The sequence below is a fragment of the Cellulomonas cellasea genome (assembly GCF_006538745.1).
GTDB lineage: Bacteria > Actinomycetota > Actinomycetes > Actinomycetales > Cellulomonadaceae > Cellulomonas_A > Cellulomonas_A cellasea.
The window spans coordinates 1-23,243 of record NZ_BJLR01000003.1 but is presented as its reverse complement, the minus strand read 5'-3'; the positions used below and the strand labels follow the sequence as shown (position 1 = coordinate 23,243).

Here is a 23,243-nt window from a genome sequence, read left to right as displayed (position 1 = left end):
GAGCTGACATGGGCATCGAAGAGGCACCGTCCGGATTCCTGCTGACGACGGTCGAGAACCTCGTCGGGTACTTCCGCAAGGGGTCGCTCTGGCCCGTCACGTTCGGTCTCGCGTGCTGCGCGATCGAGATGATGGCGACCGGGACCCCGCGGTACGACATCTCCCGCTTCGGCATGGAGGTCTTCCGCGCGTCGCCGCGCCAGGCCGACCTCATGATCGTCGCGGGCCGCGTGAGCCAGAAGATGGCGCCCGTCGTGCGTCAGGTCTACGACCAGATGCCCGAGCCCAAGTGGGTCCTGTCGATGGGCGTGTGCGCGTCGTCGGGCGGGATGTTCAACAACTACGCGATCGTCCAGGGCGTCGACCACGTCGTGCCGGTCGACATCTACCTGCCCGGCTGCCCGCCGCGCCCGGAGATGCTGATCAACGCGATCCTCGCGCTGCACGACCAGATCCAGGCCGCGCCGCTCGGCGTGAACCGCCGCGAGGCCGCGGCCGCCGCCGAGGCCGCCGCGCTCGAGGCGACGCCGACGTCGCACATGAAGGGGCTGCTGGCATGAGCGACGCGACGCCCGCCGGCACCGCCGGCGACCCGGGCAAGCTCGGCGACGCGATCGAGAAGGTCGCCCAGCACCCGCTGCCGCCCGACCGCGCGACGCTCGAGGTCGTCGACGTCCGCCAGGGCATGTTCGGCGTCCAGGGCACGGGCGACACGTCCGGCTTCGGCGGCCTCGTGCTGCCCGTCGCGCTGCCCGGACCGAGCGAGCGGCCGTACGGCGGCTGGTTCGACGAGGTCGTCGACGTCCTCGCCGAGATCCTCGACGAGTCCGGCACCGGCTTCGCGAACGCCGTCGAGTACGTGGTCGTGGACCGGGACGAGCTCACGCTGCACGTCGCGCGCGAGCACCTGCCCGAGGTCGCCCGGGCGCTCCGGGACGACCAGGACCTGCGCTTCGAGCTGAGCCTCGGGGTCTCGGGCGTGCACTACCCGCACGAGACGGGCCGCGAGCTGCACGCGGTCTACCACCTCGTGTCGATCACCCACAGCCGCCGGATCCGCCTCGAGGTCGCGGTGGCCGACGCCGACCCGCATGTCCCGTCGACGGTGTCGGTCTACCCGACGCACGACTGGCACGAGCGCGAGACGTGGGACTTCTTCGGGATCGTCTTCGACGGTCACCCCGCGCTCGCGCGCATCGAGATGCCGGACGACTGGCCCGGCCACCCGCAGCGCAAGGACTACCCCCTCGGCGGGATCCCGGTCGAGTACAAGGGCGCGAGCGTTCCGCCCCCGGACCAGCGGAGGTCGTACAGCTGATGTCCACCCACACCCCTTCCCAGCCCCGCGCCACGGGCAACGTCGTCGACGACGACACGACGGGCATCCCGTCGTTCGAGGCGAACGGCGGCGACTGGTCCGACATCGCCGAGGAGGCCGCGCGCCTCGGCGAGGAGCGCATCGTCGTCAACATGGGTCCCCAGCACCCGTCGACCCACGGCGTGCTCCGGCTCATGCTCGAGATCGACGGCGAGACGATCACCGAGGCGCGGGCCGGCATCGGCTACCTGCACACCGGCATCGAGAAGAACATGGAGTTCCGCACCTGGTCGCAGGGCCCCACGTTCTGCACGCGCATGGACTACGTGGCCCCGCTGTTCCAGGAGGCCGCGTACTGCCTGGCCGTCGAGAAGCTGCTCGGCATCACCGACGACGTCCCCGAGCGGGCGACCGTGATCCGGGTCCTGATGATGGAGCTCAACCGGATCTCGTCGCACCTCGTGTGCCTCGCGACCGGCGGCAACGAGCTCGGCGCGACGACGATCATGACGGTCGGCTTCACGGCGCGCGAGGAGATCCTCAAGATCTTCGAGCTCATCACGGGCCTGCGGATGAACCACGCGTACATCCGCCCGGGCGGCGTCGCGCAGGACATCCCGCCGGGGGCGCTCGACACGATCCGCGAGTCGCTCGTGACGATGCGGCACTACTTCCGCCAGCTCGAGGACCTCATGCTGGCCAACCCGATCCTGCAGGCGCGCCTCAAGGGCGTCGGGTACCTCAACCTCGCGGGCTGCATGGCGCTCGGCGTCACGGGCCCGGTGCTCCGCTCCGCGGGCCTGCCGTACGACGTGCGCAAGGCAAACCCGTACTGCGGCTACGAGACCTACGACTTCGAGGTCCCGACCTCGACCGAAGCCGACTCCTGGTCGCGCGTGATCCTGCGCATGGAGGAGTGCTACCAGTCGATGCGGATCGTCGAGCAGACGCTCGACCGCCTCCAGGCCATCGGCCCGGGGCCGGTCATGGTCGCCGACAAGAAGGTCGCCTGGCCCGCACAGCTCGCGATCGGCTCGGACGGCATGGGCAACTCGCTCGACCACATCCGGGAGATCATGGGCACCTCGATGGAGGCCCTGATCCACCACTTCAAGCTCGTGACCGAGGGCTTCCGGGTCCCGGCCGGGCAGGTCTTCCAGACGGTCGAGCAGCCCCGCGGGGAGCTCGGCGTCCACCTGGTCTCGGACGGCGGCACCAAGCCGTACCGCGCGCACTTCCGGGACCCCTCGTTCACCAACCTGCAGGCCGTCTCGCTCATGTGCGAGGGCGGCCAGGTCGCCGACGTCGTCGTCGCGGTGGCCTCGCTCGACCCCGTCCTGGGAGGGGTGGACCGCTGATGTCCGTCGAGAACAGCACGCACGCCGACGTGAGCGCCCGTGCGCCGCACCGGCACGCCGCGTACGACGAGGCGACGTTCGCGCGCCTCGCCGCGGACGCCGAGCAGATCATCGCCCGGTACCCGCAGGCCCGCTCGGCGCTGCTGCCGATGCTGCACCTCGTGCAGAGCGAGGACGGCTACGTCTCGCCCGCGGGCATCGCGTTCTGCGGCCAGATGCTCAGCCTGACGACCGCCGAGGTCTCCGCGGTCGCGACGTTCTACTCGCAGTACAAGCGCCGGCCCAACGGCGAGTACACGGTCGGGGTCTGCACCAACACGCTCTGCGCCGTCATGGGCGGCGACGCGATCTGGCAGGAGCTCTCCGAGCACCTCGAGGTCGGGCACGACGAGACGACGCCGGACGGCAAGGTCACGCTCGAGCGCATCGAGTGCAACGCGGCGTGCGACTACGCCCCGGTCGTGATGGTCAACTGGGAGTTCTTCGACAACCAGACGCCGGCGAGCGCGGTCGAGACCGTCGACCGCCTGCGCGCCGGCGAGCCGGTGGCCCCGACCCGCGGCGCGTCGAGCGTGTGCTCGTTCAAGGCGATGTCCCGCGTGCTCGCGGGCTTCCCGGACGGCCGGGCCGACGAGGGCGTCGGTGCGGGGGAGGCGACCGTGCGCGGCACGCGCCTCGCCCGGGAGCACGGCTGGACGGCACCCGCGTTCCCCGGCGAGGGCGGCGCGGGCACCGACGAGACCGCCGGCATGCAGCCCGAGGCGACGCCCGGCACGACCGAGCCCGAGCCGAAGCCGCGCGCGAAGCGCCCGGCGGGCACCACGCCGCGCACCCGCACCGCCGCGGGCGCACCGGCCACGCGCACGGCGCCCGAGGCCGCGAAGGCCGCGGGCACGCCCGAGGTCGGCGCCGAGCAGTCGAGCGCGCAGCGCAGCCCGGAGGGTCCGGCGGACTCCTCCACGGCCGCGCAGGACAAGAAGCAGCAGTCCGAGCAGGCCAAGGAGTCCTGATGAGCGAGCCGACCACCCTCGCGCCGGTCCTGAGCGACATCTGGGACGCGGACCGCTCGTGGACCCTCCAGACCTACCTCGCGCACGGGGGCTACCAGGGCCTGCGCGCCGCCCTGCGGCAGGACCCCGCGACGGTCGTGGCGACCGTCAAGGACTCGGGCCTGCGCGGGCGCGGCGGCGCCGGGTTCCCGTCGGGCATGAAGTGGGGCTTCCTGCCCCCGCCCGACGGCGGTCCGCGCTACCTCGTCGTCAACGCCGACGAGTCCGAGCCGGGGACCTGCAAGGACATCCCGCTCATGATGGCGAGCCCGCAGCACCTCATCGAGGGCGTCGCGATCACGTCGTACGCGATCGGCTGCAACCACGCGTTCATCTACGTGCGCGGCGAGGTGCTGCACGTGTACCGCCGCCTGCTGCGCGCGGTCGAGGAGGCGTACGCCGCGGGCTACCTCGGCAAGGACGTGCTCGGCTCGGGCTACGACCTCGACGTGACGGTGCACGCCGGCGCCGGCGCGTACATCTGCGGCGAGGAGACGGCGCTGCTCGACTCGCTCGAGGGCCTGCGCGGCCAGCCGCGTCTCAAGCCGCCGTTCCCCGCCGTCGCGGGCCTCTACGCCCGCCCGACGGTCGTGAACAACGTCGAGACGATCGCGTCGGTCCCCGGGATCCTGCGCGGCGGCGCCGGCTGGTTCACGAGCATGGGCACCGAGAAGTCGGCGGGGCACGGGCTGTTCTCGCTGTCGGGGCACGTGACCCGGCCCGGGCAGTACGAGGCGCCGCTCGGCATCACGCTGCGCGAGCTCCTGGACATGGCGGGCGGGGTCCGCGAGGGTCACCAGCTCAAGTTCTGGACGCCCGGCGGCTCGTCGACCCCGATCTTCACCGCGGAGCACCTCGACATCCCGCTCGACTACGAGTCGGTCCAGAAGGCCGGGTCGATGCTCGGCACGCGCGCGCTGCAGATCTTCGACGAGACGACGTCGGTGGTCCGGGCCGTGACGCGGTGGACCGAGTTCTACAAGCACGAGTCGTGCGGCAAGTGCACGCCGTGCCGCGAGGGCACGTTCTGGCTCGCGCAGGTGCTCCAGCGCCTCGAGGCCGGCCAGGGCACGAGCGAGGACATCGACCTGCTGCTCGACCTGTGCGACAACATCCTCGGGCGCTCGTTCTGCGCGCTCGGCGACGGCGCGACGAGCCCCATCACGTCGGCCATCCAGTACTTCCGGGAGGAGTTCGAGGCGGGCACGCACACGCCCGCCGACGTCCTCTTCCCGCTCGAGCGCAGCGCGCTGTTCACCTACACCCCGCGCCGCGGCGCGGGGCAGCTCGCGGGGGTCCACGCATGACCATCACGACAGGCAAGCCCACGCCCGGTTCGCCGAGCGCCGGGCCGTCGTCGCCGGGCAACGACGCCCAGGCGCCGAAGGGTCCCGACGCGGTGACCTTCACGATCGACGACGTCGAGGTCGCGGTCCCCAAGGGCACGCTCGTGATCCGCGCCGCCGAGCAGATCGGCATCCAGATCCCGCGGTTCTGCGACCACCCGCTGCTGGCCCCGGCCGGCGCGTGCCGCCAGTGCCTCGTCGAGGTCTGGGCCCCCGGGCGCGACGGCGCGCTCGCGAAGATGCCCAAGCCCCAGGCGTCGTGCACGCTCGAGGCCACGCCCGGCATGCAGGTCAAGACGCAGCTCACCTCGGCCGAGGCCGACAAGGCGCAGCACGGCGTGATGGAGCTCCTGCTCATCAACCACCCGCTCGACTGCCCGGTGTGCGACAAGGGCGGCGAGTGCCCGCTGCAGAACCAGGCGATGAGCAACGGGCGCGCCACGTCGCGCTTCGTCGACATCAAGCGCACGTTCCCCAAGCCCATCGCGATCTCGACGCAGGTCCTGCTCGACCGCGAGCGCTGCATCCTGTGCCAGCGCTGCACCCGGTTCTCCAAGGAGATCGCGGGCGACGCGTTCATCGACCTGCAGAAGCGCGGCGCGATGCAGCAGATCGGGCGCTTCGACACCGGCGTGCTCGGCTTCGTCGGCGACGGCCCGGTGGGGACCGCGCTCGAGGACGAGTCGGGCCGGCCGTTCGCCTCGTACTTCTCGGGCAACACGATCCAGATCTGCCCGGTCGGGGCGCTCACGAGCGCGACGTACCGGTTCCGCTCGCGCCCGTTCGACCTCGTGTCGACCCCGGGGATCTCCGAGCACGACTCGTGCGGCTCGGCGATCCGCGTCGACCACCGCCGCGGCGTCGTGCTGCGCCGCCTCGCGGGCGAGGACCCCGCGGTCAACGAGGAGTGGATCACCGACAAGGACCGCTTCGCGTTCACGTGGCAGTCCGCGCCGGACCGCCTGACGACCCCGCTCGTGCGCGACGAGGAGACCGGCGAGCTGCGGTCCGCGAGCTGGGCCGAGGCGCTCGACGTCGCGGCGGCGGGCCTGCAGGCGGCGCTCGCGGGATCGGCCACGACCGACGCCCCGCGCGGCGTCGGGGTGCTCCCGGGCGGCCGCGTCACGATCGAGGACGCCTACGCCTACGCGAAGTTCGCCCGCGTCACGCTCGGCACCAACGACGTCGACCTGCGCGCCCGCCCGCACTCCCCGGAGGAGGAGGCGTTCCTCGCCTCGGCCGTCGCCGGGCAGGGCATGTCCGTGACCTTCGCGGACCTCGAGGGGGCGCCGAGCGTGCTGCTCGTCGGCCTCGAGGCCGAGGAGGAGGCGGGCATCACGTTCCTGCGCCTGCGCAAGGGCGTCGTCGCGGGCACCACGAAGGTCTCCGCGATCGCCCCGCTCGCGAGCCGCGGGCTCGAGCGGCTCGACGGCACGCTGCTCGCCGCGGCCCCCGGGACCGAGGCCGAGGTGCTCGACGCGGTCGGCACCGACGCCGGCGACGTGCGCCTGCGGGACCTCGCCGAGGCGCTCGTCGCGCCCGGTGCGGTCATCCTCGTCGGCGAGCGGCTGGGCCTCGTGCAGGGCGGCCTGTCCGCCGCGCTGCGCCTCGCGCGCCGCACCGGTGCCCGCCTCGCGTGGGTCCCGCGCCGTGCGGGCGAGCGTGGCGGCGTCGAGGCCGGCGCGCTGCCGAGCCTCCTGCCGGGCGGACGCCCGGTCGCCGACGCGGCGGCCCGCGTGGACGTCGCCGCCGTGTGGGGCGTCGACCACCTGCCGCAGACCCCGGGCCGCTCGACCGCGAAGATCCTCAAGGCCGCGCGCAAGGGCCGCCTCGGCGCCCTCGTCGTCGGCGGGGTCGACGTGCGCGACCTGCCGGACCCCGCGAAGGCGCGGGCCGCGCTCGCCGCGGTGCCGTTCCTCGTCTCGCTCGAGGTGCGCCGCTCCGAGGTCACCGAGCTCGCCGACGTCGTGCTGCCGGTCGCGCCGCCCGTCGAGAAGGCCGGCACGTTCCTCACCTGGGAGGGGCGCCCGCGCCCGTTCCCGCAGGCGCTGGCGTCGACCGCGATGGCCGACCACCGCGTGCTCGACCAGCTCGCCGACGCGCTCGGCGCGGACCTCGGGCTGCGCACGCTCGCGCAGGTGCACGCCGAGATCGACCAGCTCGGCGCCTGGGACGGCGCGCGCGTCGAGGCGCCGTCGGTCGAGGCCGCGGAGCCGCCGTCGGTCGCGCCCGGTGACGCGATCCTCGCGACGTGGCACCAGCTGCTCGACGCCGGCCGGCTGCAGGACGGCGAGGCGTTCCTCGCGGGCACCGCGAAGCGCCCGGCCGCACGGGTCTCCGCGGCGACGGCCGCGGGCGCCGGGGTCGTCGACGGCGGGCTGCTCGCTGTCTCGACCGACGCGGGCACGATCCAGCTCCCCGTGCTCGTCACCGAGATGCCCGACCACGTGGTCTGGCTGCCGACCGCCTCGCCCGGGAGCCTCGTGCGTGACACCCTGCGCGCGGGCCCCGGCGCGCGCGTCCGGCTCGCCCCGGGCTCGCAGGACCTGACGGCGGGCCCGGCGGGCGGCTCGGTGCCCGGTGACCGCACCGCGACGACGCACACGGAGGTGCTCGCATGAGCCTGCTCACAGCGGTGCTGCCCGCCGCCGTCGAGGGCGGCGGGGGCGTGGGGGCCACGGCCGCCGCGGACTTCAGCAACGACAACTTCTGGATCTGGCTGCTCAAGGCCGTCGCGATCATCGTCTTCCTGCTGACGAGCGTCCTCATCGCCATCTGGTTCGAGCGCAAGGTCGTCGCGCGCATGCAGGTCCGCCCCGGGCCGAACGTGCACGGCCCCTTCGGCCTGCTCCAGTCGCTCGCCGACGCGATGAAGCTCCTGGTCAAGGAGGACATCACCGTCAAGGCGGCCGACAAGCTCGTCTACATCCTCGCGCCGATGATCGCGGTGTTCTGCTCGCTGCTGACGTTCGCGGTCATCCCGTTCGGCCCGGCCGTGAGCCTGTTCGGCATCGTGACGCCGCTCCAGCTCACCGACTTCCCGGTCGCGACGCTCTACATCCTCGCGTGCGCCTCCGTCGGCGTGTACGGCATCGTGCTCGGCGGCTGGGCGTCGGGTTCCACGTACCCGCTGCTCGGCTCGGTCCGCTCGACCGCGCAGGTGATCTCCTACGAGCTCGCGATGGGCCTGTCGCTGGTCAGCGTGTTCATCATCGCGGGGTCGATGTCGACGTCGCAGATCGTCAGCTCGCAGACGCAGATCTGGTGGTTCCTGCCGCTGCTGCCCGCGTTCGTGATCTACGTGATCTCGATGGTCGGCGAGACGAACCGCCTGCCGTTCGACCTGCCCGAGGCCGAGGGCGAGCTCGTGTCCGGCTACATGACCGAGTACTCGTCGATGAAGTTCGCGTGGTTCTTCCTCGCGGAGTACATCAACATGCTCAACGTCTCCGCGGTCGCGACGACGCTGTTCCTCGGCGGCTGGCGTGCGCCGTGGCCGATCTCCGCGATCAACGACGGGATGTTCAACGAGGGCTGGTGGCCCGTCCTGTGGTTCCTCGCCAAGGTCTGGCTGTTCATGTTCCTGTTCGTCTGGATCCGCGGCTCGGTGCTGCGCTTCCGGTACGACCAGTTCATGAAGATCGGCTGGAAGGTGCTCATCCCGGTCGCGCTCGGCTGGGTCGTGTGCGTCGCCGTCGTGCAGGGCGTCCGCCAGTTCTCCGGCCTCGACCTGCGCACGACGCTCTTCGTCATCGCGGGCGTCGTGCTCGCCGGGGTGCTGGTCTCGTTCCTCATCCCCGAGAAGAAGGACGAGCCGGCGGCCGACCGCGGCGAGCCCGAGGAGTTCGACGCGTTCGCGGGCGGCTTCCCGGTGCCCCCGCTGCCCGGCCAGGTGCTCCCGCCCTCGCGGCGCCAGGAGCGCCGCGCGCAGGCGGCCCGCGAGGCCGCGGCCCAGGCCCCGACCGAGACCCCGCAGGTCACCCAGGAGGTGCACGGTGGCTGACCCCACGAACGGCCCCAAGGACACGTCGAAGGACGTCACGGCCCGCCCGCAGGGCGGCGAGGTGGGCGCCGCAGCGCCCGCGGGCTACACCCCGCTGATCGAGCCCCGGACGGGCCTCGGCGAGATGCTCGCGCCCGTCGGCGGCTTCGGCGTGACGTTCTCCAACATGTTCCGCCCGACGGTCACCGAGCAGTACCCGTTCGAGAAGGTCCCGGCCAAGCCGCGCTACCACGGCCGTCACCAGCTCAACCGGTACGCGGACGGCCTCGAGAAGTGCATCGGCTGCGAGCTGTGCGCGTGGGCCTGCCCCGCCGACGCGATCTACGTCGAGGGCGCCGACAACGCGCCCGACGCGCAGTTCTCGCCGGGGGAGCGGTACGGCCGCGTCTACCAGATCAACTACCTGCGCTGCATCTTCTGCGGGCTGTGCATCGAGGCGTGCCCGACGCGGGCGCTCACGATGACCAACGAGTACGAGCTCGCGGGCCCGACGCGCGAGGGCCTGATCTACGAGAAGCAGGACCTGCTCGCCCCGCTCGGCGAGGGTATGCTCCCGGCGCCGCACCCGATGGTCGAGGGCACGACCGACGACGCGTACTACCGCGGCGAGATCACGGGCCCGACGCAGTCGCAGAAGGTCTGGGTCGAGCTGCACCGGCCGAGCGAGGGCGACGCCCCGGCGGCCGGCGGGGCCGACGGCACGCACGCCCACCCGACCGCGGGCCACGGCCCCCACGAGCCGCTCATGCGCACGGCCGGGCAGGAGACCCGATGAGCCACCTCACGGCGGTGCTGCCCGCCGCGATCACCGACGCCGGCACGACCTCGGGCGGCGAGGCGACCCTGTTCTGGGTCCTCGCGCCGATCATGGTCCTCGCCGCGCTCGGGCTGCTGTTCGCCCGCAAGGCCGTGCACGCCGCGATGGCGGTCGTCGCGGTGATGATCTCGCTCGCGTTCCTGTACGTCGCGCAGGAGGCGCCGTTCCTCGGCGTCGTCCAGGTCGTCGTGTACACCGGCGCGGTCATGATGCTGTTCCTGTTCGTGCTCATGCTCGTGGGCGTCGACGCGTCGGACTCGCTCGTCGAGACGATCCGCGGCCAGCGCTGGATCGGCCTGATCGCGGGCGCCGGGATCGCCGCGATGCTGATCGGCGTCGTCACGCGCGTGACCTACCCGCGGGCGCGCGGGCTCGAGGCGGCGAACGCCGACACGAACCCCGTCGGCGTCGCGCGCCTTGTCTTCGGCGAGTACGTGTTCGCGTTCGAGGTCGTGGGCGCGCCGCTCGTGACCGCCGCGCTCGGCGCCCTCGTGCTCACGCACCGCCAGCGCCTCGTGCGCAAGATCGGCCAGAAGGAGCGGGCCGACGCGCGCGTCGCCGCGGGTGGCGTCATCACGCCGCTGCCCGCGCCCGGCGTCTACGCGCGCCACAACGCGATGGACGTCCCCGCGCTCGACCCCCAGGGCAACCCGATCGACATCTCGGTGCCGCGCGTGCTGCGCATCCGCGGCCAGGAGGCCGGCACGGAGCGGTTCGCGGCGAGCCCGGGCACGCTCGTGGAGGACGGCTCCGGCGGTGGCGCGCGTCGCGACCGGCCGCTGCCCGCCGCGGCCGGTCCGGGGATGACGTCCGGCCCCGCGACGCCGATCACGACCGACCGCGGGACGGAGACAGCCCTGTGAGCCTGACCAACTACCTGGTCCTCTCGTCGATCCTCTTCGCGATCGGGGCCTCGACGGTCCTGCTGCGCCGCAACGCGATCATCGTGTTCATGGGCATCGAGCTCATGCTCAACGCGACGAACCTCGCGCTCGTGACGTTCGCGCGGATCCACGGCGACCTGACCGGCCAGGTGATGGCGTTCTTCGTCATGGTCGTCGCGGCGGCCGAGGTCGTCGTCGGGCTCGCGATCATCGTGGCGATCTTCCGTACCCGCCGGTCGGCCTCGGTCGACGACGTCAACCTGCTGAAGAGCTGAGAGGACGACGGTGCACACCCTGCTCCTCGCCCCCGCGCGCCTGCGTGACGCCGCCGACGCGGCGCACGGGGCCGTCCCGCACGCCACCGCCGCCGAGGGCACGCTGCAGACCAGCGCGTGGCTGCTGGTCGCGCTGCCGCTCGTGAGCGCCGCGGTCCTGCTGCTGCTCGGCCGCCGCGCCGACCGGTGGGGCCACTGGCTCGGCGTCGCCGCGTCGGGCGGTGCGTTCGTCGTCGGCGCCGGGCTGCTCGTGTCGCTGCTCGGCCAGGGCGCCGAGGACCGCGTGCGCGACCTGCACCTGTTCACCTGGCTGCCCGCGGGCGCGTTCAGCCTCGACGCGGGGCTGCGGCTCGACCCGCTGTCGCTGACCTTCGTGCTGCTCGTGACGTTCGTCGGCACGCTCATCCACGTGTACTCGGTCGCGTACATGGAGCACGACGCGGACCGCCGCCGGTTCTTCGCGTACCTCAACCTGTTCGTCGCCGCGATGCTCGTGCTCGTGCTCGCCGACAGCTACCTCCTGCTGTTCGTCGGCTGGGAGGGCGTCGGCCTCGCGTCGTACCTGCTCATCGGCTTCTGGAACCACCGCACGCCGTACGCGGTCGCCGCGAAGAAGGCGTTCGTCGCCAACCGCGTCGGTGACATCGGCCTGCTCGTCGCGCTCATGCTCATGTTCGCGACGTTCGGCGGCGTCGACTTCGCGACCGTGCACGAGGGCGCCGCGGACGCGAGCACGGGGACGCTCACCGCGATCGGGCTCATGCTGCTGCTCGCCGCGTGCGGCAAGTCGGCGCAGTTCCCGCTGCAGTCGTGGCTCGGCGACGCGATGGCCGGCCCCACGCCGGTGTCCGCGCTCATCCACGCCGCGACCATGGTGACCGCGGGCGTCTACCTCATCGTGCGCTCGGCGCCGGTGTTCGACGGTGCGCCCGACGCCCAGCTCGTCGTCGCCGTGATCGGCGCGATCACGCTGCTCTACGGCGCGATCGTCGGCTGCGCGAAGGACGACATCAAGAAGGCCCTCGCGGCCTCGACGATGTCGCAGATCGGCTACATGGTGCTCGCCGCCGGGCTCGGCCCCGTCGGGTACGCGTTCGCGATCTTCCACCTCGTGACGCACGGCTTCTTCAAGGCCGGGATGTTCCTCGGTGCGGGCTCGGTCATGCACGGCATGGACGACCAGGTCGACATGCGCCGGTTCGGCGGGCTCGCGCGGTACATGAAGATCACGTGGATCACGTTCATGGCCGGCTGGCTCGCGATCCTGGGCATCCCGCCGTTCTCCGGCTTCTGGAGCAAGGACAAGATCATCGAGGCCGCGTTCGTCCCGGTCGACGGGGCGCCGTGGCGGGCGTGGGTCTTCGGCGTCGTCGCGCTGCTCGGCGCGGGGATCACCGCGTTCTACATGTCGCGGCTGTTCTTCCTGACGTTCGAGGGCGAGCGCCGCTGGACCGCGCGCACCGACGGCTCCGCGCAGCACCCGCACGAGGCGCCCAAGCTCATGACGGTGCCGATGGTCGTGCTCGCGGTCGGCTCGGTCGCGCTCGGCGGGCTCCTGTCGATCGGCGGCGGCTTCGCGTCCTGGCTCGAGCCGGTGACCGGCCACGTCGAGCACGAGGAGCCCGTCCTGCCCCCGTGGCTGCTCATCGTGCTGACGCTCCTCGTCGTGGTCGCCGGGGTCGTGCTCGCGTGGCGGCAGTACGCCGCGTCGACCGTGCCCGTCGTCGCGCCCGTCGGCTCCCCGCTGACCCGCGCCGCGCGCGTCGACCTGTACCAGGACGCCGTCAACCACGCCGTCCTCGTCGAGCCCGGCCAGCACCTGACCCGCTCGCTCGTCTTCGGGGACCGCCAGGTCGTCGACGGCGCGTTCTCGGGCCTCGGGCGCCTGACCATCGGTCTCGGCGACGTCGTCCGCCGGCTGCAGACGGGCTTCGCCCGTACGTACGCCGCGACGATGGCGCTCGGTCTCGTCGTCCTCGTCGTCGCCGTCCTGGCACCCCGGATCTGAGGGAGAGCACCACCGATGGCATCCGGATTCCCCTGGCTGACCGCCCTGATCGTGCTGCCGCTCGTCGGCGCCGCGGTCGTGTGGGCCCTGCCCTCCTCCGCCCGCACGCACGTGCGGCTCGTGGCGCTCGGGTTCGCGCTCGCCGAGCTGCTGCTGGGCGTCGGCGCGCTCCTCGCGTTCGACACCGCCGACTCGGCCACGCACCAGCTCACCGAGGTCCAGTCGTGGATCCCGGCGTTCGGGGTGAGCTACGCCGTCGGGGTCGACGGCGTCGGGCTCTCGCTCGTGCTGCTCTCGGTGCTCCTCGTCCCGCTCGTGGTCCTGGCGGCGTGGCGCGAGCAGGGCGGTGACACCGGCCGGCTGCGGCACTACCTCGCGCTCGTCCTCGTGCTCGAGACGTTCATGGTCGCGGTGTTCGCCGCGCGCGACGTCTTCCTGTTCTACGTGCTGTTCGAGGCGATGCTGATCCCGGTCTACTTCATGATCGGCGCGTTCGGCGGGGCCCACCGGCGGTACGCCGCGGTGAAGTTCCTGCTGTTCTCGCTCGCGGGCGGCCTGATCATGCTCGTCGGCGTCATCGCGCTGTACCTGCAGGGCCCGGGCGGTGCGGACGGGTTCCTCGTCGACAACCTCACGGGGCTGGACCTGCCGGTGACGACCGAGCGCTGGCTGTTCGTCGCGTTCTTCCTGGCCTTCGCGATCAAGGCGCCCATGTTCCCGGTGCACACGTGGCTGCCCGACGCGGCCGAGCAGGCGCCCGCCGGGACGTCGACGCTGCTCGTCGGGGTGCTCGACAAGGTCGGCACGTTCGGCATGCTCACGCTGTGCCTGCCGCTGTTCCCGAACGCCTCGCGCTGGGCCGCGCCGGTCGTGATCGTGCTAGCGGTCGTCTCGATCCTCTACGGGGCGCTGCTCGCCATCGGGCAGAAGGACCTCATGCGCCTCATCGCGTACACGTCGGTCTCGCACTTCGGGTTCATCGTGCTCGGGATCTTCGCGTTCACCTCGACCGCCGTCTCCGGCTCGTCGTTCTACATGGTCAACCACGGGCTCTCGACCGGGGCGCTGTTCCTGCTCGCCGGGTTCCTCGTCGCGCGCCGCGGCTCGCAGCAGATCGCCGACTTCGGCGGGCTGCAGAAGGTCACCCCGGTGCTCGCCGGGACGTTCCTCGTGGTCGGCCTCTCGGCGCTGTCGCTGCCCGGCCTGTCGACGTTCGTCAGCGAGTTCCTCGTGCTCGTCGGGACGTTCGCGCGCAACGAGGCGGCGGCGCTCGTCTCGGTCGTCGCCGTGGTCCTCGCGGCGCTCTACGTCCTGCTGACGTACCAGCGGGTCTTCACCGGACCGGTGCGCGATGAGCTCGCGACCGCGCCCGACCTGAGCGGCCGGGAGCGGTGGGTCGTCGCGCCGCTGATCGGGCTCATGCTCGTGCTCGGCTTCTACCCGGCGCCCGCGCTCGACCTCGTGCGCGAGCCCGCGGTGACGACCGTCGACCAGGTCGGCGCCGGTGACCTGCCCACCACGACCACGGCGGTCGCGACGGACGAGGGGAACGACAAGTGACCACCTTCACCGCGCCGGACATCCAGTGGGCGCAGCTCGCGCCGGTGATCGTGGTGCTCGGCGCCGCCGTCGTCGGCGTGCTCGTCGAGGCCTTCGCCCCGCAGCGCCTGCGCCGCCCGGTCCAGCTCGGGCTCGCGCTCGCCGCGACGGCCGGCGCGCTCGTCGGCGTGGCCGCGCTGTGGAACGGCGTCCAGGAGAGCGGCGGCGTCGACGTGCTCGGCGGCTCGCTCCTCGTGGACGGCCCCACGCTCGTGCTGCAGGGCGCGACCGCGCTGTTCGCGCTGCTGTCGATCCTCGTCATCGCGGACCGCACCGAGACCGGTGAGGATGCGTTCACGCCGCAGGCCGCCGCGATCCCCGGGTCCGACTACGAGGACACCGCGCGCCGCATGGGCCTCACGCAGACCGAGGTCTACCCGCTCGTGCTGTTCGCGACCGGCGGCATGCTGATCTTCCCCGCGACGGGCGACCTGCTGACCCTCTTCGTCGCGCTCGAGGTCCTCTCGCTCCCGCTGTACCTGCTGTGCGGGCTCGCGCGCCGCCGCCGCCTCCTGAGCCAGGAGGCCGCGATGAAGTACTTCCTGCTCGGCTCGTTCGCGTCGGCCGTGATGCTGTTCGGGATCGCGCTGCTCTACGGGTTCGCCGGCTCGGTGCGCTACCAGGAGATCGCCGCGGCGACGGCCACGACCGTCGGGCTCGACGGGCTGCTGCTGACCGGCGCCGTCATGGTGCTCGTCGGGCTGCTGTTCAAGGTCGGCGCCGTGCCGTTCCACGCGTGGACGCCCGACGTCTACCAGGGTGCCCCGACGCCGATCACCGCGTTCATGGCGGCGTGCACCAAGGTCGCCGCGTTCGGCGCGCTCGTGCGGATCGTCTACGTCGTGCTGCCCGACCTGCAGTGGGACCTCGCGCCGGCGCTCTGGACGGTCGCGATCCTCACGATGGTCGTCGGGACGGTCGCGGCGCTGCTGCAGACCGACGTGAAGCGCATGCTCGCGTACTCGTCGATCGCGCACGCGGGCTTCGTGCTCACCGGGATCATCGCGCTCACGCAGGACGGGCTCGCGTCCGTGCTGTTCTACCTGCTGGCCTACGGCGCGGCGACCATCGGGGCGTTCGCGATCGTGACGCTCGTGCGGGAGCGGTCCGGCGCGGCGGGCGTCGCGGGGGACGGGATGGACGGCGCGGACGCCGCCGGCGGCTCGGTGCTCGGCGAGGCCACGCACCTGTCCCAGTGGGCCGGCCTCGGCCGGACGAACCCGCTGCTCGCGGGCACGTTCACGCTGTTCCTGCTCTCGTTCGCCGGCATCCCGCTCACCGCGGGCTTCACCGGGAAGTTCGCGGTGTTCTCGGCGGCCGTCGGGGGCGGCGCGACCGCGCTCGCCGTCGTCGGCGTGCTGGCCTCGGCCGCGGCGGCGTTCTTCTACGTCCGGGTCATCGTGCTGATGTTCTTCACGAGCCCGGCGACCGACGCGCGCGATCGGGACGGTCTCCGGGGTGCTGAGGCGGCGTCCGGTGGGTCGACCGCGCAGGTTCCGGCGGCGTCGGCAGCGACGGGTGCGGGTGAACCGGCCACGGCCGGCGCGAGCACCGGCGGGGCTGTGGCCGCGACGCTCGAGGCGGCGCGCACCACCACCACGGTCGTGGCCTCCGAGGGCCTCACGACGGTCGCCGTCGCGATCTGCGCGGTCCTGACCCTCGTCCTCGGGGTCGTCCCCGGGCCGGTGCTCGACGTGGTCGCCGACGCCGCGAGGCTCCTCCCGTGACGGCGCGCGGTTCTCGATCACGCGCCTGCGGCGGCTAGGTTCGTCCCGTGACCTCCTCGACCTCCCTCCCGCTGGCCGACCCCGAGCTGGCCGAGCTGCTCTCGGGGCGCCTCGCGCTCGTCGAGGAGCGCCTACGGGACGCCGTGACCCACGCGGACGCGCTCGCCGACGTGGCGTCGCGGCACCTCGTCAACGCCGGCGGGAAGCGGACCCGTCCGCTCCTCACGCTGCTCGCGTCGGAGCTCGGCGACGGGTCGCGGCGCGAGGTCCTCGATGCGGCGATCGTCGTCGAGCTCACGCACCTCGCGACGCTGTACCACGACGACGTCATGGACTCGGCGCCGCTGCGTCGCGGGGCGCCGTCGGCCCACGAGGTGTGGGGCAACTCCGTCGCGATCCTCACGGGCGACCTGCTGTTCGCGCGCGCGTCCGCGACCGTCGCGGGGCTCGGCCCCGAGGCCGTGCGGATCCAGGCGGCCACCTTCGAGCGGCTGTGCCTCGGCCAGCTCCACGAGACGGTCGGGCCCGCCGCGGGGGAGGACCCCGTCGCGCACTACCTGCAGGTGCTGTCCGACAAGACCGGCTCGCTCATCGCCACCTCGGCGCGGTTCGGCGCGATGTTCGCCGGCTGCCGCCCGAGCGTCGTGCGGACCGTCACGGCCTACGGCGAGAAGGTCGGCGTCGCGTTCCAGCTCGCCGACGACGTCCTGGACCTGACCTCCGACGGCGCGGTCAGCGGCAAGACCCCCGGGACCGACCTGCGCGAGCGCGTCCCGACGATGCCCGCGCTGCTCCTGCGCCAGCGCGCCGCCTCGCCCGAGGGCACCGACGAGGACCGCGCGCTCGTCGCGCTGCTCGACGGCGACCTCACGAGCGACGCGACCCTCGCCGAGGCCGTCGCGGCCCTGCGCGCGCACGACGTCGTGGGGCTGACCCGGCAGCGGGCGGCGAACCTCGCACGCGCGGCCGTCGTCGAGCTCGAGCCCCTCCCGGCAGGTGCCGCGAAGGACGCGCTCGTCTCGTTCGCGGACGCGCTGGTGGACCGGGCCTCCTGAGCGCCGTGCACGTGCGCTCACGCCCCCGCCGACCCGCCGGCCGATCACCCCGAAGGAGAGCACGATGAGCACGGTCCCGCGCGTGCGCGCCCAGCCCCCGGCGACGGAGTCGCTCGCGGGGACCGGCCGCCGCGTCCTGGCCCTGCTGGTCGACCAGCTCGTCGCGCTGCTGCTCGCCGCGGGTGCGAGCTCGCTCGGGTACGGCCTCGCGCTCGACGCGGTCCGCAGCTCCCCGGGCGACGAGGTCGCGCCCGAGGTCGGGGCGATCCTCGCGCTGCCGCTCGCGGTGCTCGCCGTCGTCGGCGTCCTGCAGTGGGTCGCGGAGGCGTTCACCGGGCGCACCCTCGGCGGCCTCGCGCTCGGCGTCCGCACCGTCGACGCCGACACCGGCCTCAGGGTGGGCCTCGTGCGCATCTTCGTCCGCAACGTCGTGCTCGGCGTGGGCTTCTTCGTGTGCGGCGTCGGGCAGTTCGTCGTCGGCGCCTCGGGGGCGTGGGACTCCGCCGGGCGGCTGCAGGGCTGGCACGACAAGGTCGCGCGCACCGTCGTGGTGCGCGCCGGGGCGGGGTCGACCGCCGCCCGCGCGCCGCGCTCCGAGCCGGGCCGCCGGGCGGCCGAGACCGCGCCGGCGGTGCCGACGTCGTCGGCGGCGGCGCTGCGGCGCGCCCCCGGGTCGGGCGGTGCGGACTCGCTCATGCGTGCGGCGCGGGCCGGTGCGTCGGCCGGGGCGGACCCGGTCGCCACCAGCGTCCCCGGCGTGACGCGGCCCGAGGACGGGCGCGCCGCGGGCGACGCGGGGTACGCCGGCGACGCGCCGTCCACCGGCGGCACCGAGGACGCCCGTGACCCCGCCTCCGCCCGCCACCAGGACGCGTCGCCGTCGGGCGGGTCGCTCCGCCGTGCCGCCCGGCCCGCCCCAGCCATGCCGGCGGACGCAGCCGCGCAGGCGGACGGAGCCGCGCCCGCGCGGAACCCGGAGCCCGCAGCCGCTCGCGGACCGGCCTCAGCCGTCGCGCCCGAGCCCGTCTCGACGATCGACGTCCCGACATGGTCGACGCCGGCCGCCGCCACCCCGGCGCCCGCTCCGTCCGACGTCATCACCGCGGCCCCGTCGTGGGCCGCCGCTGCCGCTCCGCCGGCCACGGCCGACGCGCCCCTCGACCCGCACGCGCCCACCGCGCCGACCCGGCGCCTGCGCAAGGCCGCGCCGCCCGCCGAGGCGGAGCCCGCCGGCGCGCCGCTCGCGACCGAGCCCACCGCGGCCGAGCCCACCCCGACCGACCCCACCCCGACCGACCCCACCCCGACCGACCCCACCGCAGCTGAGCTCACCGCGGCTCCCGGCCCCGGGGCGCCCCGGGGGATCCGGCTCGTGTTCGACACCGGCGAGGCGTTCGCGGTCGTGGGACGCGGCGTCGTCGGGCGCAACCCCTCGACGGCCGACAGCGGCGTCGTCTCGCACGTCGTCCCCATCGACGACCCCGCGCGGTCGGTGTCGAAGACGCACCTCGAGTTCGGCACCGACCACGAGGGCCTGTGGGTCCTCGACCGGCGCTCGACGAACGGGTCGGTCCTCGTGCACGCCGACGGGACGCGCGAGCGGCTCACGGCCGGGGTGCGGACCGGCGTCCCGGTCGGTGCGGTCGTCGAGTTCGGCGACCGGCGCTTCCAGGTGCTCGACGCGTGACCGCGGGGGAGTCGCACGGCGTCCGCTGGGGGACCGCCACCGACCGGGGGTCGCGCCGCGAGACCAACGAGGACAGCCACCTCGCGCAGTACCCGGTGTTCGCCGTCGCGGACGGCATGGGCGGGCACGCGGCCGGCGAGGTCGCGAGCGCGTGCGCGGTCGACGCCCTGCGCGCGCTCGTCGGCCCGGACACCGTGACGCCCGACGACGTGCGGGCGGCGCTCGCCGACGCGCAGTCGAGGATCCGGCAGATCCCGGTCGAGACCGGGGCGCCCCCGGGGACGACGTTCTCGGGGGTCGTCGTGGTCGACTCGGCGCGCGGGCGGACCTGGCTCGTCGTCAACCTCGGCGACTCCCGCACGTACCGGTGGGCGGACGGCGCGCTCGAGCGCGTGAGCGTCGACCACTCGGAGGTCGAGGAGCTCGTCGCGCGCGGCATCATCACGCCGGAGGACGCACGCACGCACCCGCGTCGTCACGTCGTGACCCGGGTGCTCGGCGGCGGGCGCGAGGATGCGCCGGACCCCGACTTCTTCGCGCTGCCGCTCGCGGCGGGCGACGAGGTCGTCGTGTGCACGGACGGCCTGACCGACGAGGTGCCGGACGCGCGCATCGCCGAGATCCTGCGGCACGCGACGGGCCCGCAGGACGCCGCGGACCGGCTGCTCGCGGCGGCGCTCGTCGCCGGCGGGCACGACAACATCACGGTGCTGGTGGTCGAGGCGCTCCCCGACTGACGGGCGTGAGGCTCTCGGGGCACGGGCGTCGGACGGGCGCGGGCGGCTCGGGCGCGGCCGCCGGACGGGCACGGGCGGCTCGGGGCGCGGCCGCCGGTCGGCTGCAGCGCGGCCGCTCCGACCGTGCCCGGGTCAGGTGGTCGCGTCGTCGGGCCGGCCCACGCGGTCGCCGGCAGCCCCGGCCGGCGAGCCCGCGCCGGCACCGCCACCGGCACGCTCCGCCGCGTCCGCGGTCGCGGCCCTGCGCGCGAGCCGGTCGACGTGCCCCTGCCGCGCGCCGTCGACCGCGAGGAGCACGAGCGCGACCCAGACGAGCCCGAAGCCCCACCACCGCGCGGCGGGCATGTGCTCGTGCAGGACGGCGACCCCGATGACGAGCTGCAGGGTCGGCGCGATGTACTGCAGCAGCCCGACGAGCGACAGCGGCAGCCGGCGGGCGGCGGTGTTGAACAGGACGAGCGGGACGGCCGTGACGATGCCCGAGCCGACGAGCGCGAGCGTGTGCGCGGTGCCGTGCGCGCCGAACGCGCCGAGCCCGGCGGCGTGCAGCCACACGAGGTAGCCGACCGCGAGCGGCGTGAGCACGAGCGTCTCGGCGGCGAGCCCGGGGATCGCGGTCACGGTGCGTCCGACGCGGTTCTTGAGCAGCCCGTACGCGCCGAAGCTGCTCGCGAGCGTGAGCGCGATCCACGGCACCCGCCCGTAGCCGACCGCGATGACGACGACGGCGGCCGCGCCGAAGCCGAGCGCGACCCACTGCGCGGGGCGGAGGCGCTCGTGCAGCACGAGGACGGCGAGCGTGACGACGACGATCGGGTTGATGTAGTACCCGAGGGCGGCGTCGACGACGTGGTCGGTGAGGATGCCGTAGACGAACACGAGCCAGTTGACGGCGAGCAGGAGCGCCGCGGCGGTGAGCAGGGCGAGCGTGCGCCCGCTGCGCAGGACGGTCAGGAAGGGGCGCCAGCCGCGGGTCACCGCGAGCAGGAGCGCGCAGAACGCGAGGGACCAGACGATGCGGTGGGCGATGATCTCGACGGCCCCGGCGGGCGCCATGAGCGGGAAGTACAGGGGGAGGAGCCCCCAGAGCGTGTAGGCGCCGATGCCGCCGACGAGCCCGCGCCGGTCGAGCGCCGGGGCGGGGCCGGGGGCGGGCTCGGTGGGGGACGCGGGCGCGTCGGGCCGGGGGTTCGCGGTGGTCACCGCCCGACGGTAAGCCGCCCGAGCGGTTGACGACCTCATCGGCGTCGCCTACTGTCCGATTGCAGCAAGTTGCAACGGGTGTTTCCGGGTCTTTGCAGGCTCCGGAGCGCCACGACGACGAGCCGCTCCGCGCCCCGGACCCGTCCTGGGACACCTCCTCCACCTGCCGGCTTCGTGCCGGCGAGGCCACCGCAGCGCCGCGGCGGCCGGATGCCCGACGACGTCGTCGGCCGACCTGAGGAGCACGACCCGTGTCCCGATCCCGCCCCACCTTGCCCCGCGCGCGCCGTCGGCTGCCGCGCGTCGCCGCCCTCGCGCTCGCCGCCGCGCTCTCGCTCGGCGGCCTGGTCACCGCGGCCGACGTCGCGACCGCACCCGCCGCGCAGGCCGGCCCGCCCGGGCAGCGCAGCACCGGCGTGAACCTGTTCCAGTGGACCTGGACGTCGATCGCGCGCGAGTGCACCGACGTGCTCGGCCCCGCCGGCTACGGCTGGGTCCAGACCTCGCCGCCCAACGAGCACGCGCAGGTGGCCGGTCAGTGGTGGACGTCCTACCAGCCGGTCAGCTACAGGATCGAGTCCAAGCTCGGGACGCGTGCCGAGTACGCCGCGATGGTCGCGACCTGCCGCGACGCCGGGGTCCAGGTCATCGCGGACGTCGTCGTCAACCACATGAGCGGCCAGTCGGGCGGCACGGGGTGGGCCGGCACGCGCTTCTCCACCGAGCAGTACCCCGGCCCCGAGGGCGGCTACGGCCCGCAGGACTTCAACGACTGTCGGACGAACATCAGCAACTATGGCGACCGGTACCAGGTGCAGAACTGCCGGCTCGTCAACCTGCAGGACCTGCGCACGGGCTCGGAGTACGTGCGCCAGGAGATCGCGAGCTACCTCAACGACCTGATCTCTCTCGGCGTCCGCGGCTTCCGGGTCGACGCCGCGAAGCACATCCCGGCAGCCGACCTCGAGGCCATCCGCGCCAAGCTGTCGGACCAGAGCGTCTACGTCGTGCACGAGGTCATCGGCGCCGCGGGCGAGCCCGTCCAACCGCGCGAGTACCTCGGCTCGGGCGACTCGCACGAGTTCAGCTACGCCCGGCACCTCAAGGGGGCCGTCCAGGGAGGCAACCTCGCCCAGCTCCGCGACCTGCGCTCCGCGTCGTGGCTCCTGCCCTCGGACCGGGCCGGGGTCTTCGTCGACAACCACGACACCGAGCGCAACGGCGAGACGCTGACCTACAAAAACGGGTCCGACTACCGCCTCGCCCACGTCTTCGCGCTGTCCTACCCGTACGGCTGGCCCACGGTGTACTCGGGCTACGCGTTCGGCAGCAACGACCAGGGCCCGCCGCAGCAGGCGAACGGCAAGGTCGACGAGGCCGTGTGCGGGCAGGGCACGTGGACGTGCGCGCACCGCTGGGCCGAGACCGCCCGCATGACCGGCTTCCGCAACGCCGTCGACGGCACCGACCTCGTGCAGTGGTGGGACAACGGCGGCAACCAGGTCGCGTACGGGCGCGGCGACAAGGGCTACGTCGCGCTCAACAAGGGCGGCGCGCTGACCCGCACCTTCCAGACCTCGCTGCCCGCGGGCCGGTACTGCGACGTGATCAGCGGCACCCCCACGTCCTCGGGCTGCACGGGGACGCTCGTCACCGTCGGGTCGACCGGCCAGGCGACCTTCACGGTGCCCGGCAACGGGTCCGTCGCCCTGCACGTGGGCGCGCGGGCCGGGGGGACCGGCACGACGCCGACGCCCACGGCGAGCCCGACGCCGAGCCCGACGAGCGCGACGGCCGGGATCTCGTTCGGCGTGCAGGCGAGCACCCAGTGGGGGGCAGAACCTGTTCGTCGTCGGCGACCGCGCCGAGCTCGGTGCCTGGGACCCGGCGCGCGCCGTGGCGCTCTCGTCGGCCACCTACCCGGTGTGGCGCTCGACGGTGGCGCTCCCGGCGGGCGTGAGCGTCGCGTACAAGTACGTCCGCAAGGACGCGTCGGGCACCGTCACGTGGGAGAGCGGCACGAACCGCACCGCGACCGTGCCCGCGAGCGGCGTGCTGACGCTGACCGACACGTGGCGCGGCTGAGCCGAGCGCGACACCCCTGACCGGGGGTGGCGCCGGGCGCGTGGAGGTGTACGGCGCCACCCCCTTCCAGCCGCCGCGCGTCCGCCGGGTGA

At 73.8% G+C, this 23,243-nt stretch carries 18 protein-coding genes and 1 pseudogene; 18 read left to right on the top strand and 1 reads right to left on the bottom strand.

Annotation, left to right across the window (positions count from 1 at the left end; genetic code table 11):
* Positions 1 to 8 precede the first annotated feature (8 nt).
* From CCE01nite_RS01655 to CCE01nite_RS01580, 16 genes are all read left to right on the top strand, one after another.
* Positions 9 to 560 (top strand): NuoB/complex I 20 kDa subunit family protein, encoded by a 552-nt coding sequence (locus tag CCE01nite_RS01655; RefSeq protein ID WP_141371886.1) that lies wholly within the window; start codon positions 9 to 11, stop codon positions 558 to 560.
* Positions 557 to 1,318, top strand: coding sequence for an NADH-quinone oxidoreductase subunit C (locus tag CCE01nite_RS01650; RefSeq protein WP_141371885.1), 762 nt, complete (start codon positions 557 to 559; stop codon positions 1,316 to 1,318). The genes CCE01nite_RS01655 and CCE01nite_RS01650 overlap by 4 nt, the downstream gene beginning before the upstream one ends.
* On the top strand, positions 1,318 to 2,676 hold the full coding sequence (locus CCE01nite_RS01645) for an NADH-quinone oxidoreductase subunit D (RefSeq protein WP_141371884.1): 1,359 nt from the start codon (positions 1,318 to 1,320) through the stop codon (positions 2,674 to 2,676). The genes CCE01nite_RS01650 and CCE01nite_RS01645 overlap by 1 nt, the downstream gene beginning before the upstream one ends.
* Positions 2,676 to 3,686, top strand: coding sequence for an NADH-quinone oxidoreductase subunit NuoE (nuoE, locus tag CCE01nite_RS01640; protein WP_141371883.1), 1,011 nt, complete (start codon positions 2,676 to 2,678; stop codon positions 3,684 to 3,686). The genes CCE01nite_RS01645 and nuoE overlap by 1 nt, the downstream gene beginning before the upstream one ends.
* On the top strand, positions 3,686 to 5,032 hold the full coding sequence (gene nuoF / locus CCE01nite_RS01635) for an NADH-quinone oxidoreductase subunit NuoF (protein WP_141371882.1): 1,347 nt from the start codon (positions 3,686 to 3,688) through the stop codon (positions 5,030 to 5,032). Before nuoE ends, nuoF begins: the two co-directional genes overlap by 1 nt.
* A complete protein-coding gene (locus tag CCE01nite_RS01630) occupies positions 5,029 to 7,692 on the top strand; it encodes an NADH-quinone oxidoreductase subunit G (RefSeq protein WP_141371881.1) in 2,664 nt (887 codons plus the stop codon). The genes nuoF and CCE01nite_RS01630 overlap by 4 nt, the downstream gene beginning before the upstream one ends.
* Positions 7,689 to 9,074: an NADH-quinone oxidoreductase subunit NuoH gene (gene nuoH / locus CCE01nite_RS01625; protein WP_084142946.1), complete on the top strand. Its 1,386-nt coding sequence runs from the start codon at positions 7,689 to 7,691 to the stop codon at positions 9,072 to 9,074. Before CCE01nite_RS01630 ends, nuoH begins: the two co-directional genes overlap by 4 nt.
* On the top strand, positions 9,067 to 9,849 hold the full coding sequence (nuoI, locus tag CCE01nite_RS01620; RefSeq protein WP_084142945.1) for an NADH-quinone oxidoreductase subunit NuoI: 783 nt from the start codon (positions 9,067 to 9,069) through the stop codon (positions 9,847 to 9,849). Before nuoH ends, nuoI begins: the two co-directional genes overlap by 8 nt.
* Positions 9,846 to 10,754, top strand: coding sequence for an NADH-quinone oxidoreductase subunit J (locus CCE01nite_RS01615; RefSeq protein WP_084142944.1), 909 nt, complete (start codon positions 9,846 to 9,848; stop codon positions 10,752 to 10,754). The genes nuoI and CCE01nite_RS01615 overlap by 4 nt, the downstream gene beginning before the upstream one ends.
* Positions 10,751 to 11,050, top strand: coding sequence for an NADH-quinone oxidoreductase subunit NuoK (gene nuoK, locus CCE01nite_RS01610; protein ID WP_034634562.1), 300 nt, complete (start codon positions 10,751 to 10,753; stop codon positions 11,048 to 11,050). Before CCE01nite_RS01615 ends, nuoK begins: the two co-directional genes overlap by 4 nt.
* Positions 11,051 to 11,153: 103 nt before the next feature.
* Entirely contained in the window at positions 11,154 to 13,058 is a 1,905-nt protein-coding gene (nuoL, locus tag CCE01nite_RS01605) for an NADH-quinone oxidoreductase subunit L (RefSeq protein ID WP_034634563.1), read from the top strand.
* A gap of 15 nt (positions 13,059 to 13,073) precedes the next feature.
* Entirely contained in the window at positions 13,074 to 14,618 is a 1,545-nt protein-coding gene (locus CCE01nite_RS01600) for an NADH-quinone oxidoreductase subunit M (protein WP_141371880.1), read from the top strand.
* Positions 14,615 to 16,384 carry an NADH-quinone oxidoreductase subunit NuoN gene (gene nuoN / locus CCE01nite_RS01595; RefSeq protein ID WP_034634555.1) on the top strand — a complete coding sequence of 590 codons (1,770 nt, stop codon included), beginning with the start codon at positions 14,615 to 14,617 and terminating at the stop codon, positions 16,382 to 16,384. Before CCE01nite_RS01600 ends, nuoN begins: the two co-directional genes overlap by 4 nt.
* 47 nt (positions 16,385 to 16,431) lie before the next feature.
* Positions 16,432 to 17,439, top strand: coding sequence for a polyprenyl synthetase family protein (locus CCE01nite_RS01590; protein ID WP_034634554.1), 1,008 nt, complete (start codon positions 16,432 to 16,434; stop codon positions 17,437 to 17,439).
* Between the two features lie 64 nt (positions 17,440 to 17,503).
* Positions 17,504 to 19,126 carry an RDD family protein gene (locus tag CCE01nite_RS01585; protein WP_141371879.1) on the top strand — a complete coding sequence of 541 codons (1,623 nt, stop codon included), beginning with the start codon at positions 17,504 to 17,506 and terminating at the stop codon, positions 19,124 to 19,126.
* Complete coding sequence (locus tag CCE01nite_RS01580) at positions 19,123 to 19,863, top strand: PP2C family protein-serine/threonine phosphatase (RefSeq protein WP_141371878.1); 741 nt, start codon at positions 19,123 to 19,125, stop codon at positions 19,861 to 19,863. Before CCE01nite_RS01585 ends, CCE01nite_RS01580 begins: the two co-directional genes overlap by 4 nt.
* Positions 19,864 to 19,995: 132 nt before the next feature.
* Here the strand turns inward: CCE01nite_RS01580 and rarD are convergent, their stop codons facing one another.
* Positions 19,996 to 21,066: an EamA family transporter RarD gene (rarD, locus tag CCE01nite_RS01575; RefSeq protein ID WP_246056267.1), complete on the bottom strand. Its 1,071-nt coding sequence runs from the start codon at positions 21,064 to 21,066 to the stop codon at positions 19,996 to 19,998.
* 611 nt (positions 21,067 to 21,677) lie between these two features.
* Here rarD and CCE01nite_RS21940 point away from each other — a divergent pair.
* Together CCE01nite_RS21940 and CCE01nite_RS21935 are read left to right on the top strand one after the other, a co-directional pair.
* Positions 21,678 to 22,724, top strand: a pseudogene (locus CCE01nite_RS21940) (alpha amylase C-terminal domain-containing protein); the annotation flags it as partial.
* 184 nt (positions 22,725 to 22,908) lie between these two features.
* Complete coding sequence (locus tag CCE01nite_RS21935) at positions 22,909 to 23,151, top strand: carbohydrate-binding module family 20 domain-containing protein (RefSeq protein WP_246056273.1); 243 nt, start codon at positions 22,909 to 22,911, stop codon at positions 23,149 to 23,151.
* The last annotated feature ends 92 nt before the right edge of the window (positions 23,152 to 23,243 follow it).